This is a genomic window from Ruegeria sp. CH11 (assembly GCF_056537105.1).
Map to the genome: position 1 here is coordinate 45,243 of NZ_JBQFQX010000002.1, position 13,874 is coordinate 59,116.

14 protein-coding genes and 1 riboswitch are annotated in these 13,874 nt (G+C 59.0%); of the genes, 8 read left to right on the forward strand and 6 right to left on the reverse strand.

What is annotated here, in order from left to right:
* Positions 1–5: 5 nt before the first annotated feature.
* From ACR0LX_RS04065 to metZ, 3 genes are all read right to left on the reverse strand, one after another.
* Positions 6–758, reverse strand: coding sequence for a hypothetical protein (locus ACR0LX_RS04065; protein ID WP_480782671.1), 753 nt, complete (start codon positions 756–758; stop codon positions 6–8).
* Positions 759–1,066: 308 nt separating this feature from the next.
* Positions 1,067–2,170 (reverse strand): GTP cyclohydrolase FolE2, encoded by a 1,104-nt coding sequence (gene folE2, locus ACR0LX_RS04070; RefSeq protein WP_480782672.1) that lies wholly within the window; start codon positions 2,168–2,170, stop codon positions 1,067–1,069.
* Between the two features lie 183 nt (positions 2,171–2,353).
* Positions 2,354–3,544, reverse strand: coding sequence for an O-succinylhomoserine sulfhydrylase (metZ, locus tag ACR0LX_RS04075; RefSeq protein WP_480570554.1), 1,191 nt, complete (start codon positions 3,542–3,544; stop codon positions 2,354–2,356).
* A gap of 61 nt (positions 3,545–3,605) precedes the next feature.
* Positions 3,606–3,683: riboswitch (SAM riboswitch) on the reverse strand.
* 122 nt (positions 3,684–3,805) lie between these two features.
* On the opposite strand from metZ, the gene ACR0LX_RS04080 reads away from it, so the two are divergent.
* A complete protein-coding gene (locus tag ACR0LX_RS04080) occupies positions 3,806–4,504 on the forward strand; it encodes a glutathione S-transferase N-terminal domain-containing protein (protein WP_480782673.1) in 699 nt (232 codons plus the stop codon).
* 121 nt (positions 4,505–4,625) lie between these two features.
* On the opposite strand, the gene ACR0LX_RS04085 is transcribed toward ACR0LX_RS04080, so the two are convergent.
* Positions 4,626–5,444 carry a DUF2189 domain-containing protein gene (locus ACR0LX_RS04085; RefSeq protein ID WP_480782674.1) on the reverse strand — a complete coding sequence of 273 codons (819 nt, stop codon included), beginning with the start codon at positions 5,442–5,444 and terminating at the stop codon, positions 4,626–4,628.
* 409 nt (positions 5,445–5,853) lie between these two features.
* On the opposite strand from ACR0LX_RS04085, the gene ACR0LX_RS04090 reads away from it, so the two are divergent.
* The gene (locus ACR0LX_RS04090; protein ID WP_480570563.1) at positions 5,854–6,177 is read left to right on the forward strand and encodes a 2Fe-2S iron-sulfur cluster-binding protein; all 324 of its coding nucleotides are present in this window, start codon (positions 5,854–5,856) and stop codon (positions 6,175–6,177) included.
* Entirely contained in the window at positions 6,177–7,010 is an 834-nt protein-coding gene (locus ACR0LX_RS04095) for an FG-GAP repeat domain-containing protein (RefSeq protein ID WP_480782675.1), read from the forward strand. The genes ACR0LX_RS04090 and ACR0LX_RS04095 overlap by 1 nt, the downstream gene beginning before the upstream one ends.
* Positions 7,011–7,084: 74 nt before the next feature.
* On the opposite strand, the gene purD is transcribed toward ACR0LX_RS04095, so the two are convergent.
* Positions 7,085–8,347 carry a phosphoribosylamine--glycine ligase gene (gene purD / locus ACR0LX_RS04100; protein ID WP_480782676.1) on the reverse strand — a complete coding sequence of 421 codons (1,263 nt, stop codon included), beginning with the start codon at positions 8,345–8,347 and terminating at the stop codon, positions 7,085–7,087.
* Positions 8,348–8,422: 75 nt separating this feature from the next.
* Here purD and xseA point away from each other — a divergent pair, with 75 nt between their 5' ends.
* Positions 8,423–9,916 carry an exodeoxyribonuclease VII large subunit gene (gene xseA, locus ACR0LX_RS04105; RefSeq protein WP_480782677.1) on the forward strand — a complete coding sequence of 498 codons (1,494 nt, stop codon included), beginning with the start codon at positions 8,423–8,425 and terminating at the stop codon, positions 9,914–9,916.
* Between the two features lie 8 nt (positions 9,917–9,924).
* Here the strand turns inward: xseA and ACR0LX_RS04110 are convergent, their stop codons facing one another.
* A complete protein-coding gene (locus ACR0LX_RS04110) occupies positions 9,925–10,305 on the reverse strand; it encodes a hypothetical protein (protein WP_480782678.1) in 381 nt (126 codons plus the stop codon).
* A gap of 138 nt (positions 10,306–10,443) precedes the next feature.
* On the opposite strand from ACR0LX_RS04110, the gene ACR0LX_RS04115 reads away from it, so the two are divergent.
* From ACR0LX_RS04115 to ACR0LX_RS04130, 4 genes are all read left to right on the forward strand, one after another.
* Positions 10,444–11,112 (forward strand): lysoplasmalogenase family protein, encoded by a 669-nt coding sequence (locus ACR0LX_RS04115; protein WP_480782679.1) that lies wholly within the window; start codon positions 10,444–10,446, stop codon positions 11,110–11,112.
* A gap of 28 nt (positions 11,113–11,140) precedes the next feature.
* Positions 11,141–12,250: a signal recognition particle-docking protein FtsY gene (ftsY, locus tag ACR0LX_RS04120; RefSeq protein WP_480782680.1), complete on the forward strand. Its 1,110-nt coding sequence runs from the start codon at positions 11,141–11,143 to the stop codon at positions 12,248–12,250.
* A gap of 85 nt (positions 12,251–12,335) precedes the next feature.
* On the forward strand, positions 12,336–13,238 hold the full coding sequence (locus ACR0LX_RS04125) for an EamA family transporter (protein ID WP_480782681.1): 903 nt from the start codon (positions 12,336–12,338) through the stop codon (positions 13,236–13,238).
* A gap of 17 nt (positions 13,239–13,255) precedes the next feature.
* Positions 13,256–13,861, forward strand: a complete 606-nt coding sequence (locus tag ACR0LX_RS04130; RefSeq protein ID WP_480782682.1) for an inner membrane-spanning protein YciB — start codon at positions 13,256–13,258, stop codon at positions 13,859–13,861.
* The last annotated feature ends 13 nt before the right edge of the window (positions 13,862–13,874 follow it).

Genomic DNA, 13,874 nt, shown 5'->3' on the forward strand with positions numbered 1-13,874 from the left:
TTGTATTAATCCCCGGATTTCTCTGTTTGTGTCGGCATTGCCGGCGGTTTCGAGGGCGCGCGGGTCCGGCGGGCCGGTGTCGTGGGCTCGACATTGGACTGCACCGGTTGCTCGGGCTTGGTTGCGGCAGGTTTGGCCGGAGCTGCGCGTTGCGCTTGCCGGGGGGCCGGTTTTGCTTCTGATTTGGGTGCCGGGTCCGCAGGTTTGGGTGCCGTCTTTGCGGCAGCAGCGGTTTTCGCTGCGGCGACCGCCTTGGCGGCGGGTGTTGCTGCCTGCACGCGTGGCTTGGGCGCAGCTTTACGAGCCGGCGCGGGTTTGGGTGCGGGTGCCTGTGCGCGGACGGCCGGAGCTTTGGGCTGTTCTGCAGCAGCCAGAGCCTTGGGTTTTGGTGCAGCTTTGACTTTCGGTGCGGCTTCAACCTTGGGCTTTGCCACAACAGTGGCTTTCGGTTTCGCAGCAACCGGAGGCTTGGCTTTTGGCGCAACAGCGGGCTTCGCTTTGGCCACCGAATTGGGTTTGGTGGCTGGTTTAGCAGCCGGGGCCGCTTTGGCTTTCGGTGCGACTTTGCGCTCAGCGGGCTTCGGCGTGACCGGAGCGGGTTCGGACGCTGCTGCGTGCAGGGCGTGAACCGGGGCCATCGGCAATTCGATGGCCGAACGCGCCATGATCTGCATGATTTTCAACTGACTGACCATGGCATACCCGGCGACGCGGAATGCAGCGGCCTGAAACTCAAGCGGTTGGGAAATTGGATTCATTGCATGTCTCTCCTATGAAAGCGATGCAGCGGAAATCGGCAAAAAGAACCCCGCCCAACCCGATCATTCGGGTGGCTTCACAAAATTGCGGACCTGGGCCTTGCACGTACCGGCTTCCTTTCAGGCTGCACCTTGGAATATCTTCGTAGGACTTGATCATTCAGCGCATTTTGACCGCGGCGCAGCAGCTGCACTCGGCCCACTCATACGTGAAAAAAAACGCGGATGCAGCATTTCCTGCTGCGTTGCGGCAATTTTACGCCAATCGCTGAAATTTAAGCCTGATTCCAACCGGTTCCGCCGGTTTTTCAGCCGACGTGAAACAGGGTAGTAAACAATCTCGGGTCAACGCTTGCGGCCTCGAATGTGGGGCCTTCGGTCAGAATCGAGATCGCATCATGGCTGTGCAGGCTTTCCTGATGGCTTGCGATCACCCGGAAATCACCGACGTGATGATCGACCTGCAATTCGGCACAGAACAGACGCACCGCATCTTCGACAAAGATCGGGTTGGCGGCGTTCAATTCCGCAAAGGCCTGCTCGTCCTCGCGCTTGACCATGACCTGCGTTTCGGTGGGCACAGCCCTGCGACACAGGGCAATCAGGTCCTCGAACCACAGGCAATCGGCATCACAATCGACAACCACTGAAATTCGCGCGACCGAGCGTTGCGAGTGCGGTGTTGCCAACTGCCCACGCGTTGAACGCGCATGTTCGCTCAATTCCAGCGAACACGGGCAGGTCGAGGAATAAACATAGTCCAGATGCATGATCTTCAGGCGTTCGCCGCCCTGTTCGACCAGTTCCAACGCGATGTCATAATACTGATATCCCGAAAGGCCGGACCGAAGGCTTTCGACCCGATCGGGATAGGAAAAGCGCATCTGGATACGGGCGTCAAAACTGTCGAGATCGGTTTTATAGTCTTCCAGCGCGGCTTCCATAACCTCGAAACTGAATGTGCTTTCGGCATGCTTGTAAAACGACCGCATGATCCGGGACATGTTGATGCCCTTCTTTTCGGCCTCAAGACTAACCGAACCGGTCACCGAGGTTTCCAGCGTCAAATCCTCGCCATGCTTGCGGTGGAACCGAATCGGCAGACGGAAATTGGAAATCCCCACGTGCTGAATCTGCTGTTTGGCGCCACGGATCAGACTGGACGGCCCATTCTGCAGATCCGGCAACGAGGCTTTATAGGCATCGTCTACACGAAAATCCGCTGGGTACTCACGTGAGAGCGACGGGTAATTGACAGGCGCCAATCCCGGGATCAGGCGCGCAACTGTCGGGTCAAGCTGACTGATTTCCGCATCAGACGCAGACGAGGCCCACTTGCGCAAAACCTTAAGCGCAGCCTCGGCCTCATCACGATCGGGGGTATCGTCCAAAGTGCGTGGATGTACGTTCATACGCCAGTGTCCTTGTTTCGCCGCCGGACTATAGGCGGTTTTGCAACTTGTTCCAGTCCCCTCGGATACGCGCAAGATACCTGATCGGATTGAAAAAATCAGCGCAAATCCGACATTCTCGGGCCATGCACGCCCTGCGCGGGATCGAACCCGCCCCAGAGCGACCCCTCCGGCGGTCTTGGTTTATTGCTGCGACGCGGTCAAAGCCTGTTGAATATCGGCCAGCAGGTCGGACGCATCCTCAAGCCCGACCGAGAAGCGTATCAGCCCGGGGGTAATCCCCAGCTCATCCCGCTGTGCGTCGCTCAGACGTTGGTGTGTCGTGGTTGCCGGATGCGTCGCGATCGACTTGGCGTCGCCCAGATTGTTCGAAATCACCGGAATCGTCAGCGCATTCAGAAACGCAAATGCCGCCGCCTTGCCACCTTTGATATCCAACGACAAAACCGTGCCGCCTTTGCCGCCAAGCTGAGATTGCACCAGAGCATTCTGCGCGTGGGTTTTCAGCCCGGGGAACAATGTGCGTTCAAGGGCCGGATGCCCCTCCAGCGCTTCGGCAATGGTCTGCGCCGTTTCCGCCTGCGCATTGACCCGCAGGGCAATGGTTTCCAGACCTTTCAGCATGACCCAAGCATTGAACGGGCTGAGCGCGCCGCCTGTGTGCTTGAGATAGGGCTCAACAGTGCCGCGAATAAAGTCTTTGGTGCCGATGATGACACCGCCCAGCGCGCGCCCCTGCCCGTCGATATGTTTGGTGGCCGAGTAGACGACCACATCCGCGCCCTGCTCGATCGCGCGCGAAAATACCGGGGTCGAAAAGACGTTGTCGACAATGACAGTAGCACCGACTGTATGCGCCAGGTTCGAAACCGCCTCGATATCGATAACCTCAAGCGTTGGGTTCGACATGGATTCAAAGAACACAGCCTTGGTGTCGGGTCGGATCGCGGCCTCCCACTGCGCCAGGTCGGTGCCGTCGACAAACGTAACCTCGACCCCATAGCGGGTCAGGATATTCTCGAGAATATAAAGACACGAGCCAAACAGCGCCTTGGCCGAGACCACGTGATCGCCAGCCTTCAACATCGAAGCCAGAGCGCCATTGACCGCCGCCATGCCCGAAGCAGTGGCAAAAGCGTCTTCGCCCCCTTCCAGCGCCGCGATACGCTGTTCGAACATCGATACGGTCGGATTGCCATAGCGGGCATAGATGAATTCATCCGGGCCGGATTCGATGAACCGGGCCTCGGCCTGCTCGGCGTTGTCATAGACAAAGCCCTGGGTCAGAAAGATTGCCTCGCTGACCTCTTTGTATTGGCTGCGGCGAGTGCCGCCATGGACGGCTTGGGTGCGCTTGTTCCAGCTCTTGCTCATCTCAATCCTTTCAGCCCCGGTAAGAGGCAAACAAAAAACCCCAGACGCGGCCAAGCGAAAGGGGTCTTTCATCCTGACCTTTTAGCGGTGTTGTTTAGCGTGGCCCGCAATCCGGTAACAAATCGCCACGTAGCTCTGCGTCGGCAATACGCCTCGCGCCGTATGACGTCAAGCCCGCGCTGCGTGTCCGTCACGCTTTCGTAGGCTGACCTTGCCGTTCCGGCAGAAAACCGCATGATCACCTGAACATCAGGAGGACTCATGGCAGACCCGATCGATCTGTATTTCTGGCCCACGCCGAATGGATGGAAGGCGTCCATCGCTTTGGAAGAGATGGAGCTGCCCTACACAACCCATCTGATCAATATCGGCAAGGGGGACCAGTTCGACCCCGAGTTTCTCAAAATCTCGCCAAACAACCGCATGCCCGCCATCGTTGATCCCAATGGCCCGGATGGCGCGCCGGTTTCCGTATTCGAAAGCGGCGCGATCCTGATGTACCTGGCCCGAAAGACCGGTCGTTTTTACGGCCATACCGAGCGTGACCGGATCGCCATCGAGGAATGGCTGATGTGGCAGATGGGTGGTGTTGGCCCGATGGCCGGACAGGCGCATCATTTTCTGAAATACGCCCCGCAACTGGACCCACCGCAGGACCTGCCCTACCCCAAAGATCGCTATCGGGCTGAAGTCGGGCGCCTATACGGCGTGCTCGACCGGCGGCTGGCTGAAAACGAGTACGTGGCGGGTGACTTCTATTCCATCGCCGACATGTCGATCTGGGGCTGGGCCAGCCTGTGGGAGGGCCAGCAACAGGTGCTGGAAGACAAGCCGCATTTCGCCCGCTGGCTTGAAACAGTCAGCGCCCGCCCCGGCGTTCAGGCCGGTCGCGCGCTACACGCCGAACTGCGCGGTGATCACAGGGACAAGCAGTCGCAAGGGGTATTGTTCAAGCGGTGACGCAGTCGGAACAGTCGCCGGACCACTTGCAATTGGTGATTGCGGAAATCAGTAGCTTAACGACTCTGACAGGGCCTCGAATGCTCTCGCCTGCAAACAAAGAGGGCAAATCGCTTGGCAATCACGCCTCCGCAGGCTGAACGGCGCGCCGATAGAGGTGCCAGGTGGTATGGCCCAGAATTGGCAAAGTGAAGATCAGGCCCAGAAATGCCGGTATCAGAGACACCAGCATGGTGACCGAGATGATCGCTGCCCAGGACAGCATGACCACCGGGTTTTCCGTCACGACTCGGATCGATGTGAGCATCGCGGAAACGAAATTGGTTTCCCGATCCAGCAGCAGCGGCATTGCGATAACGGTTACCGAGAACAAAACGGCCGAAAGAAATGCGCCTATGCAGGTGCCAACAGCCAGAAAGGTCCAGCCCTGTGGCGTGAAGAAAACAGTCGCCAAAAACCCGTCAAAATCCGAGAACGATGCATTCTGCAAGATAATCGCCAGCCAAAGCCGCACCTGATAGATCCACACCCAGAAGATGAACAAGGTGACAAAGGCCATCCATCCCATCTCACGCTTGCGTTGATCGGCCATGACGGTGAGGATTTCAGACCAGCCGAATGTCTCTCCAAGCTGTCGCCGCCGAGACATTTCATACAATCCTGCAGCAGCGAACGGGGCGACCAGCGGAAACCCTACGATGGCGGGAATGATCATCCATATCTTGCCCAGCCAAACCAGACACCAGACCATCAGGATCCCGAAAACTGCATAGAACAGGCCAAAGAACCCGCTCATGAGGGGCCGCGCCAGAAAATCCGAGACCCCGGCTTTCAACGATGCGATGATATCGCCCGCCGTCACTTTGTTGACCTTGAGCTTGACCTGCGGTTGCGGCGTCAGATCTTCCGGCGGTGTGGAACCTGCGGTTTTGGATGTCATGACACACTCCTGCCAAAGCTGGGGTTAGCACCGGTCCGTTTGCCAACGGACCCGGCAATGAAACAGACATCGCGCTTCCGATTTCAGTTTTGCATCAGGCAGCGCACTAGGGCAAGTGCAGCGCCTTCAATCCAGACCCGCCCCATGCGTGACCTCTGCACGCCAAGATAACCGAGGGCGCCCCGAGTTATTCTCCGCCCAAGTCCGTCGTAGATTTTGCACCTGTCCAAAGAAGGTCGCCCGGGACCATTGCGGTCATTCGACAGGCTGACGACCAAACGCCAGAACAAAAAGCGAAAATCACCGCGGAAAGTCTCAGGGCGGCGTGTCGAGTCGCAAATGACACTGGAAAGACCTATTCGCCTTGACTAAGGAAGAAATCGACAATCGAAAAAGGAAGACGCACGCAATGGCAAAGATCACCTATGTCGAGCACGGCGGTACCGAACATACAGTCGAGGTCGCCAACGGACTGACCGTCATGGAAGGGGCCCGTGACAACAATATTCCCGGCATCGAGGCCGATTGCGGCGGCGCTTGTGCTTGCTCGACCTGCCATGTTTACGTCGACCCCGCCTGGGTCGAGAAAATCCCGGCTAAGGACGACATGGAAGAAGACATGCTGGACTTTGCATTTGAGCCCGACCCCGCGCGCTCGCGCCTGACCTGCCAGATCAAGGTCACCGACGCGTTGGACGGTCTGGTCGTACAGATGCCCGAAAAACAAATCTGATGTTTCACAAAGCGCCGCGTCTGCCCGTCTGCCTGTGGCGAAGTTGGGCACGCGGTGCGCTGCTGATGTTGTGCCTATGGATTGCAGAGGCCGATCCCGCCACAGCCGCAGACACCATCACTTCGGCTCGTTTCATCGAACCGACCAAACGATATGCGCATGGCGTGCTTGGGGATGACATCGAATACGGATCTCTCGAGATTACGATTAACAACTCCGCCCTGCCGAAAGACCCGTACACCGGTAATACCGACTACGTAATCAATCCGGTTATCAAGCGGTCAGTCTTCACGATACGCCTACCTGCAGACCGTGTGTTCGAAGACCTGGAACCCCGATTGGTGGACGTTGACCAAAATGGGACTAACGAAGTTATCGTTGTTGAATCTCAACAAGACACCGGCGCTCAGCTCGCCATCTACGACGTACGCGGAAAAAAAATCGCTGCGACGCCCCATATCGGCGCCCCCAATCGCTGGCTCGCCCCTGTTGGCGCCGCCGACCTCGACGGCGATGGCCATGTCGAGATTGCCTATGTAGATCGTCCGCATCTCGCCAAAACCCTGCGCATCTGGCGCTTCAAAAACCATAAGCTCAGCGAAATTGCCGCGATCCCCGGCCTCACCAACCACAAGATCGGCGAAGATTTCATATCCGGTGGTCTACGCTCCTGTCGCGCTCGCCCAGTACTTGTACTTGCAAGCTCTGATTGGTCCCGAATCATCCGGGTGTCATACAATGACAGATGGCAAACCACCGATCTCGGTCCGCTCCAAAAACGCCAAGACCTGACGGCAGTATTCAGCTGCGGATCCGCATCTTCATCTGACTGAAAATATCCCGGAGAGCGCGAGGGGCAGCGCCCCTCGCCCCAAACGATCGAGACGGGCGCAGCCCGGCAATTGGATCACAGCGCCCGCCAGCCGATATCGCGACGATAGAACCCCTCGGGCCAATCGATGCCATCGACCATCGCATAAGCCCGATCCCGCGCAGCAACCAACGAATCCCCACGTGCTGTCACGTTCAAAACCCGACCGCCCGACGCCACGATCTGCCCGTCCGATGCCTTTGTGCCCGCATGAAACACCATGTTGCTGCTGTCTTCGGGCAAAGCCGACAAACCGTTGATCGCCGAGCCCTTGTCATACGCCCCCGGATACCCGTTGGCGGCCATCACCACGGTCATTGCGTGATCGTCCGCCCAGTTCACTTGTGCCTCGCTCAGACGGCCCTCGGCGGCGGCGTGCATCAAATCCATCGCCTGCGCACCTAGCCGCATCATCAACACCTGACACTCAGGATCGCCGAAACGGACATTGTATTCCACCAGGCGCGGCTGCCCCTCCTTGATCATCAGACCCGCATACAGCACCCCCTGAAACGGCATGCCGCGCCGTTTCATCTCGGCCATCGTCGGGCGCACAATTTCTTCCATCGCGCGCGCTTCGACCTCGGCACTCAGGACCGGAGCCGGAGAATACGCCCCCATGCCGCCCGTGTTCAGCCCGGTATCGCCCTCACCCACGCGCTTGTGGTCCTGCGCGGTTCCGATGGACAGGATGTCCTCGCCATCGCACAGAACAAAGAGCGAGGCTTCTTCGCCCTCCATAAACTCTTCGATGACAACTTCGGCCCCGGCCCCGCCAAATGCACCGCCAAACATGTCGTCTATCGCGTCCAAGGCCGTTTGCTCATCCATCGCCACGATCACACCTTTGCCCGCCGCCAGACCATCGGCCTTGACCACAATCGGCGCGCCCTGCTCGCGGATGTAGGCCCTGGCAGGTTCGGCTTCGGTGAAACGTGCATAGGCTGCCGTAGGCGCGTTTGCAGCGTCGCAAATCTCTTTGGTGAAGCTCTTTGACGCCTCCAATTGCGCCGCATCCGCAGACGGGCCGAAAACCAGAACGCCCGCTTCGCGCAAGCGGTCAGCGACACCTGCAGCCAGCGGAGCCTCGGGGCCGACAATCACGAAATCAATCGCGTTTTCCTCGGCAAAGCTGACCACCGCGCCGCCATTCTCGATGTCCAGCGCCGCGCAATCCGCGATCTGAGCAATTCCGGCATTGCCCGGAGCGACGATGAGACGGTCGCATTTGGGGTTCTGCATTACAGCCCAGGCCAGCGAATGCTCTCGCCCGCCGCTGCCGAGAATGAGGATGTTCATGAATGCTCTCCGATCTGCTTGGCCTTGCCTGCGCGGCGTTCTAAGCTGGGCGGGCATTTGACACAAGGCGCTGAAATGTCCGACCTGCTCGATGACCCGATCCCGGGCCAAAATACCCCTGAATACACCGTTTCGGACATCTCGGGCGAGGTGAAACGCACGCTTGAAGGCACGTTTGGGCGAATCCGTGTGCGAGGCGAGGTTGGCCGTGTGTTCAAGGCACGCTCAGGCCATCTGTACTACGACATCAAGGATGACCGAAACGTGCTGGCCTGCACCACGTGGAAGGGGCAGATCTCGGGCCTGTCTGTTGTTCCCGAAGAAGGGCTGGAGGTTGTCGTCACCGGCCGCCTGACGGCCTTTGGTGCGCAATCGAAGTACAACCTGAACGTAGATGAGGTTGCCGTCGCCGGACAGGGCGCGCTGATGGCGCTGCTGGAAAAGCGCAAGAAACAGCTTGAGGCCGAAGGGTTGTTCGCGCCCGAACGCAAGAAACCTCTTCCCTATCTACCGCAGATCATTGGCGTTGTGACCTCGCCTTCCGGCGCGGTGATCCGCGACATCCTGCACAGGTTGCGCGATCGTTTCCCGCGAAAGGTGCTGATCTGGCCGGTCGCGGTGCAAGGGGCCAACTGCGCACCAGAGGTGGCGCGGGCCATCGATGGGTTCAACAAGCTGACACCGGGCGGCGCCCTGCCCCGCCCGGATCTGATCATCGTCGCAAGGGGTGGCGGGTCAATTGAGGACCTGTGGGGATTCAACGAAGAAATTGTTGCGCGCGCGGCGGCAGGTTCGCAAATACCCCTTATCTCTGCCGTCGGGCACGAGACCGACACGACGCTGATCGATTTTGTCTCGGATCGCCGCGCGCCGACGCCGACAGCGGCGGCCGAACTTGCAGTTCCGGTGCGGATCGAACTGCTAGCCTGGACCAACGAGCAAGGCGCACGACTGTCGCGCGCCGCCACCGACGACGTAAAGCACCGCAGCCAACGGCTGAGCGACCTGTCTCGCGCGTTGCCTCGGCCAGACAGTTTGCTGAACACCCCACGACAACGCCTTGACCTGATCGCAGACCGTCTGGCACCGGCGCTTGATCGCGGCGTACAGGCGCGCCGCCTGCAAATGGTAAAATTGTCGGCGCATCTGCGACCGTCGGCGTTGAGAAACCTGGTTTCAACGCGGCAGGAACGTTTGGACAACCTGTCGTCCCGCCTGTCGGTGCGGCCGATACAAAAAGAGATCAAGCTGCGCAGCGACGCGATCGTTCGATTGGCCGAACGGATGCACATTGCCCAAACCGGTCGCATCGACAGGTTGAGACGCCAGATTGACGCCACCGAGCGCCTTCGCAGCTCACTGGGCTATGAATCTACCTTGGAGCGCGGGTTCGCAGTTGTCCGCGCGGATGAGGAAATCGTCACCTCAAAGGAACGCGCCAGCCAACACGCAACTTTGGAGATTCAGTTCGCCGATGGCCGCATAACCACGGGACAGACCCCTGTGCGGAAAACCGCGTCGAAAAAGGCTCCCAAGCCGCCGACCGAGGATCAGGGGTCGCTGTTCTGATGCCGACATCAAGCGCCGACATCCGGCCCATAGCAGACCATCTCTTCCCCGATATCCTGTGCCTCATATAGTTCGGTGGCTTGTGGATCCCCCTCAAACTGCGCGATCAGACCGGTTCCCGTTTGGGTAAAGACCCAGCATTGCGGATCCAACCGGTCTTCATAGAGAAAACAGATCTGATCTTCCCGCTCGTACCAGATGCCTTCCTTGCAATCCCCGTCCAGAAAAGACCAGATGACGCGGCGATTGGGTAGATAGCGCTCGACGCCGTATACGGTTCCGTCAAAGCCGTAGAACAAAGTTTTTCCTCGCGTATAGGCATCAAACTCGGCGCCCGACAGCGCGGTTTGCGCCCCTGCGGTCTGCGCATTCAAAGCAAGGAGAATCATCAGGTACTTCACCATAGGGTCATAGTGTCAGATGCACGTGAGCAACGCCAATCACATGGACTTTCAGAACTTGCCTCCACGTCACCGTTGAGCCTGATCTTTCGCAAAGCCAATGTTTCGGGAAACGGGGTTTCAAGAATGACGAACGCGCTTTTCTGGCTGGCCGCTGGCTGCGCCCTTGCCTACCTCCCGATGTCGCCCCGTGCTGCCAGCAGTCTGCGCACGGCGCTAAAGACCGCTTCGGTCGCAGTGCTGGCCGCCGTCGCTGCGCTTGGCGGCGGCCCCACCTTGCTGGTTCTGGCCTTGTCGCTTTGCGCTCTTGGGGATGCCTTGCTGTCTCGTGAGACCGACCAGACTTTCATGGCGGGAATTGGAGCATTCGCCGCTGGCCATATCGCCTATATCGCCCTGTTTCTGTCCCACCCAACAAGCAATGTAGAACTCATCCTCGATCGCCCAGGCTATTTCTGGTCACTCATCCTGCTGGGCATAATCACCGCGACAGTGCTGGTGCCGCGCGTTGGCGACCTCAAGGGACCAGTGCTGGCCTATATCCCCATCATCTTGGGCATGGGAATTGCGGTACTTTCGCTTCCCGAGGCTGGTGCCTTGCGGTGGGCGTTACCCGCGGCAGCCGCATTCATTGCTTCGGACCTGATCCTGGCGACCGAGAAGTTTTTGCTGCCACCCAACCATCCGGCCCTGAAATTGACACCCTTTCTGGTCTGGATTCTCTACTGGGCTGCGCAGGCCGGATTGCTGATCGCATTCACGGGACCCTTTGCAACCGCCGCAATTCCGCATTAGGTGAAGACAACACCTGCGGAGACCAAAGATGGCTTTTTTATCCAAGCTGAAGGATCGGCTGTTCAAATCCTCGTCCCGACTCGAACAGGGGCTTGATGCCATCGTCGAAGACGGGGGCGAGGAAAGCACACCGGACCCGATCATCCCCGACCCGGAACCCGAACCTCAGCCGGTTGCAGAAACACCCCAACCAGACGTGCCGCGCCCGTCCGAACAGGCAGAGCCCGCGACAACATCGCCCGAACAGCGCAAAGGCGTTCTCGGGCGGATTTTTGGCCGCAGCGAGAACCGCACAGTTGTCCGTCGGGTGTTGGACGACGATATGCTGGAGCAGCTCGAAGAACTGCTGATCGCCTCGGACATGGGGGTTGATACCGCCCTGCGTGTTACTGCCAACATGGCCGAGGGGCGCTTTGGGCGGAAGCTTTCAACCGACGAGATCAAACAGTTGCTGGCCCAGGAAGTGGCCCGCGTGATGGAGCCGGTTGCCAAGCCCCTGCCGATCTATTCCAAACGTCCTCAGGTGGTTCTGGTTGTCGGCGTCAACGGTTCGGGCAAGACGACAACGATCGGCAAACTGGCCAGCCAGTTCAAAGAGGCCGGAAAGAAAGTCGTCATCGCCGCCGGTGACACCTTCCGCGCCGCCGCCGTCGAACAGCTGCAAGTCTGGGGCGACCGCGCAGGAGTACCCGTACTCACAGCGCCCGAGGGATCGGACCCCGCCAGCCTCGCCTTTGACGCGCTGACCAAAGCGCAGGAGGAAGGTGCCGACCTTCTGATGATCGACACAGCCGGACGCCTGCAGAACCGCGCAGACCTGATGGAAGAGCTTGCCAAGATCGTCCGCGTGATCCGCAAGAAGGACGAAACCGCGCCCCACAACACGCTGCTGGTCCTCGACGCCACGACGGGACAAAACGCACTCAGCCAGGTCGAAACCTTCCGCAATCTCGCAGATGTGTCCGGGCTGGTGATGACCAAGCTCGATGGGACAGCCAAAGGCGGCGTTCTGGTGGCGCTGGCGGACAAGTTCGGCTTGCCGATCCACGCCATCGGCGTGGGCGAGCAGATCGACGACCTCGCCCCATTCGACCCCGAAGAATTCGCCGCCGCCCTTACCGGCGTGACCCAGACCTGATCCGCCACTTCATCTGGCTTTGAAATCCTCGTGGAGGCCGGGGCTGACAGCCCCTTGACCTCTCCTACGGCGAAAGAACCGACACTTGAGCGACTGGCTGATCTCTCTTGAAGGCACCGACGCGGGTCACAGGCTGGCGCTTGCGCTCGCGTTGTCCGCCGCTTTTCTGCATGCGGTATTCGGCGCGCTGCAAAAGGGTCGCCATGATCCCTGGCTGTCACGCGGTGCCATCGATGCAAGCTATTGCCTGATGGCCGCACCTTTCGCGTTTTTCGTAGTTCCCTGGCCCGAGCCCTATATGTGGCCCATCTTCGGGATGGTCTGGTTGATCCACATTGCCTACAAAACGCTTCAGGCAATGGCCTATACCAAAGGGTCCTATACTGTAGTCTACCCGGTTGTTCGCGGGACCGGCCCATTATTCACCGTCATCGGCGCCTACCTGTTGTTCGGCGAGACGTTTTCAGGTACGCAATGGCTGGGCGTCGCTGTCCTGCTTGCCGGCATCTTCGGTCTCGCAGCCTATAATCTGCGCTATCTGGAAACAAACCGTGAAACACTTGGAATAGCGTTGGTTCTGGCGGTCATCACCGGACTGTTCGTGGCGCTTTACACCACCTACGACGCCTACGGCATTCGCGCCACCGCCGACCCGTTCACCTTTCTGGCCTGGTTCTTCATGATCGACGGTGCCGCGATGCCGGTCTATGCTTTTCTCAGATGGCGCGCCATGATCGACCGTCCGACCATCGGGCCGCTGATGCTGCGTGGATTGGCCGGGGGCATCATCGCCCCCCTCTCGTTTGGATCGATTATGCTGGCGACACGGTTGGACAAAGTGGGCGAGGCCGCCGTTCTGCGCGAAACATCCACCGTCTTTGCCGCCCTCATCGGCTGGCTGGTTCTGAAAGAAACCGTCGGACCAAGGCGAATTGCGCTGATGGCATTGATTGCACTCGGCGCGATAATAGTTGAAATGGGCGGGTAAGCAGCAGGACGCGCGAAATGACAGGCAAGAAAGATATCAATCCGTTTCTGAAACAGGTGCTGGAATTGGGCCCGCCTCTGGCGTTCTTCTTCATCTACCTGCGTCTGCGGGATGACAGTTTCCAATTCGGCGGCACGGAATACTCGGGCTTTATCGTTGCCACGATCATCTTCGTCCCCCTTATGCTGGCCGCCATGGGCATCCTGTGGTTTCTGACGGGGAAACTCAGCCGGATGCAGATTTTCACCGCTTTCATGGTGATCTTCTTCGGCGGTCTGACCGCCTGGTTCAATGACGAGCGGTTCTTCAAGATGAAGACCACGCTGGTCTATGGCTTCTTTTCGGCCATCCTCGGGATCGGGCTGTTGCAGGGAAAATCCTATCTGGCCTACGTGTTGGACGAGATGCTGCCGATGCGTGACGAAGGCTGGATGATTCTGACCCGACGCCTTTGTGCCTGTTTCGCCATTCTTGCCGTAGCAAACGAATTGGTCTGGCGCACCCTGTCCACCGACCTGTGGGTCAAGATCGAAACCTTCGGGTTTCCGATCGCCCTGATGGTGTTCCTGATGCTGCAAATCAGCATGTTGCAAAGCTATATGGACGACCCGGACAAGCAATAAACGGGTGTCAACC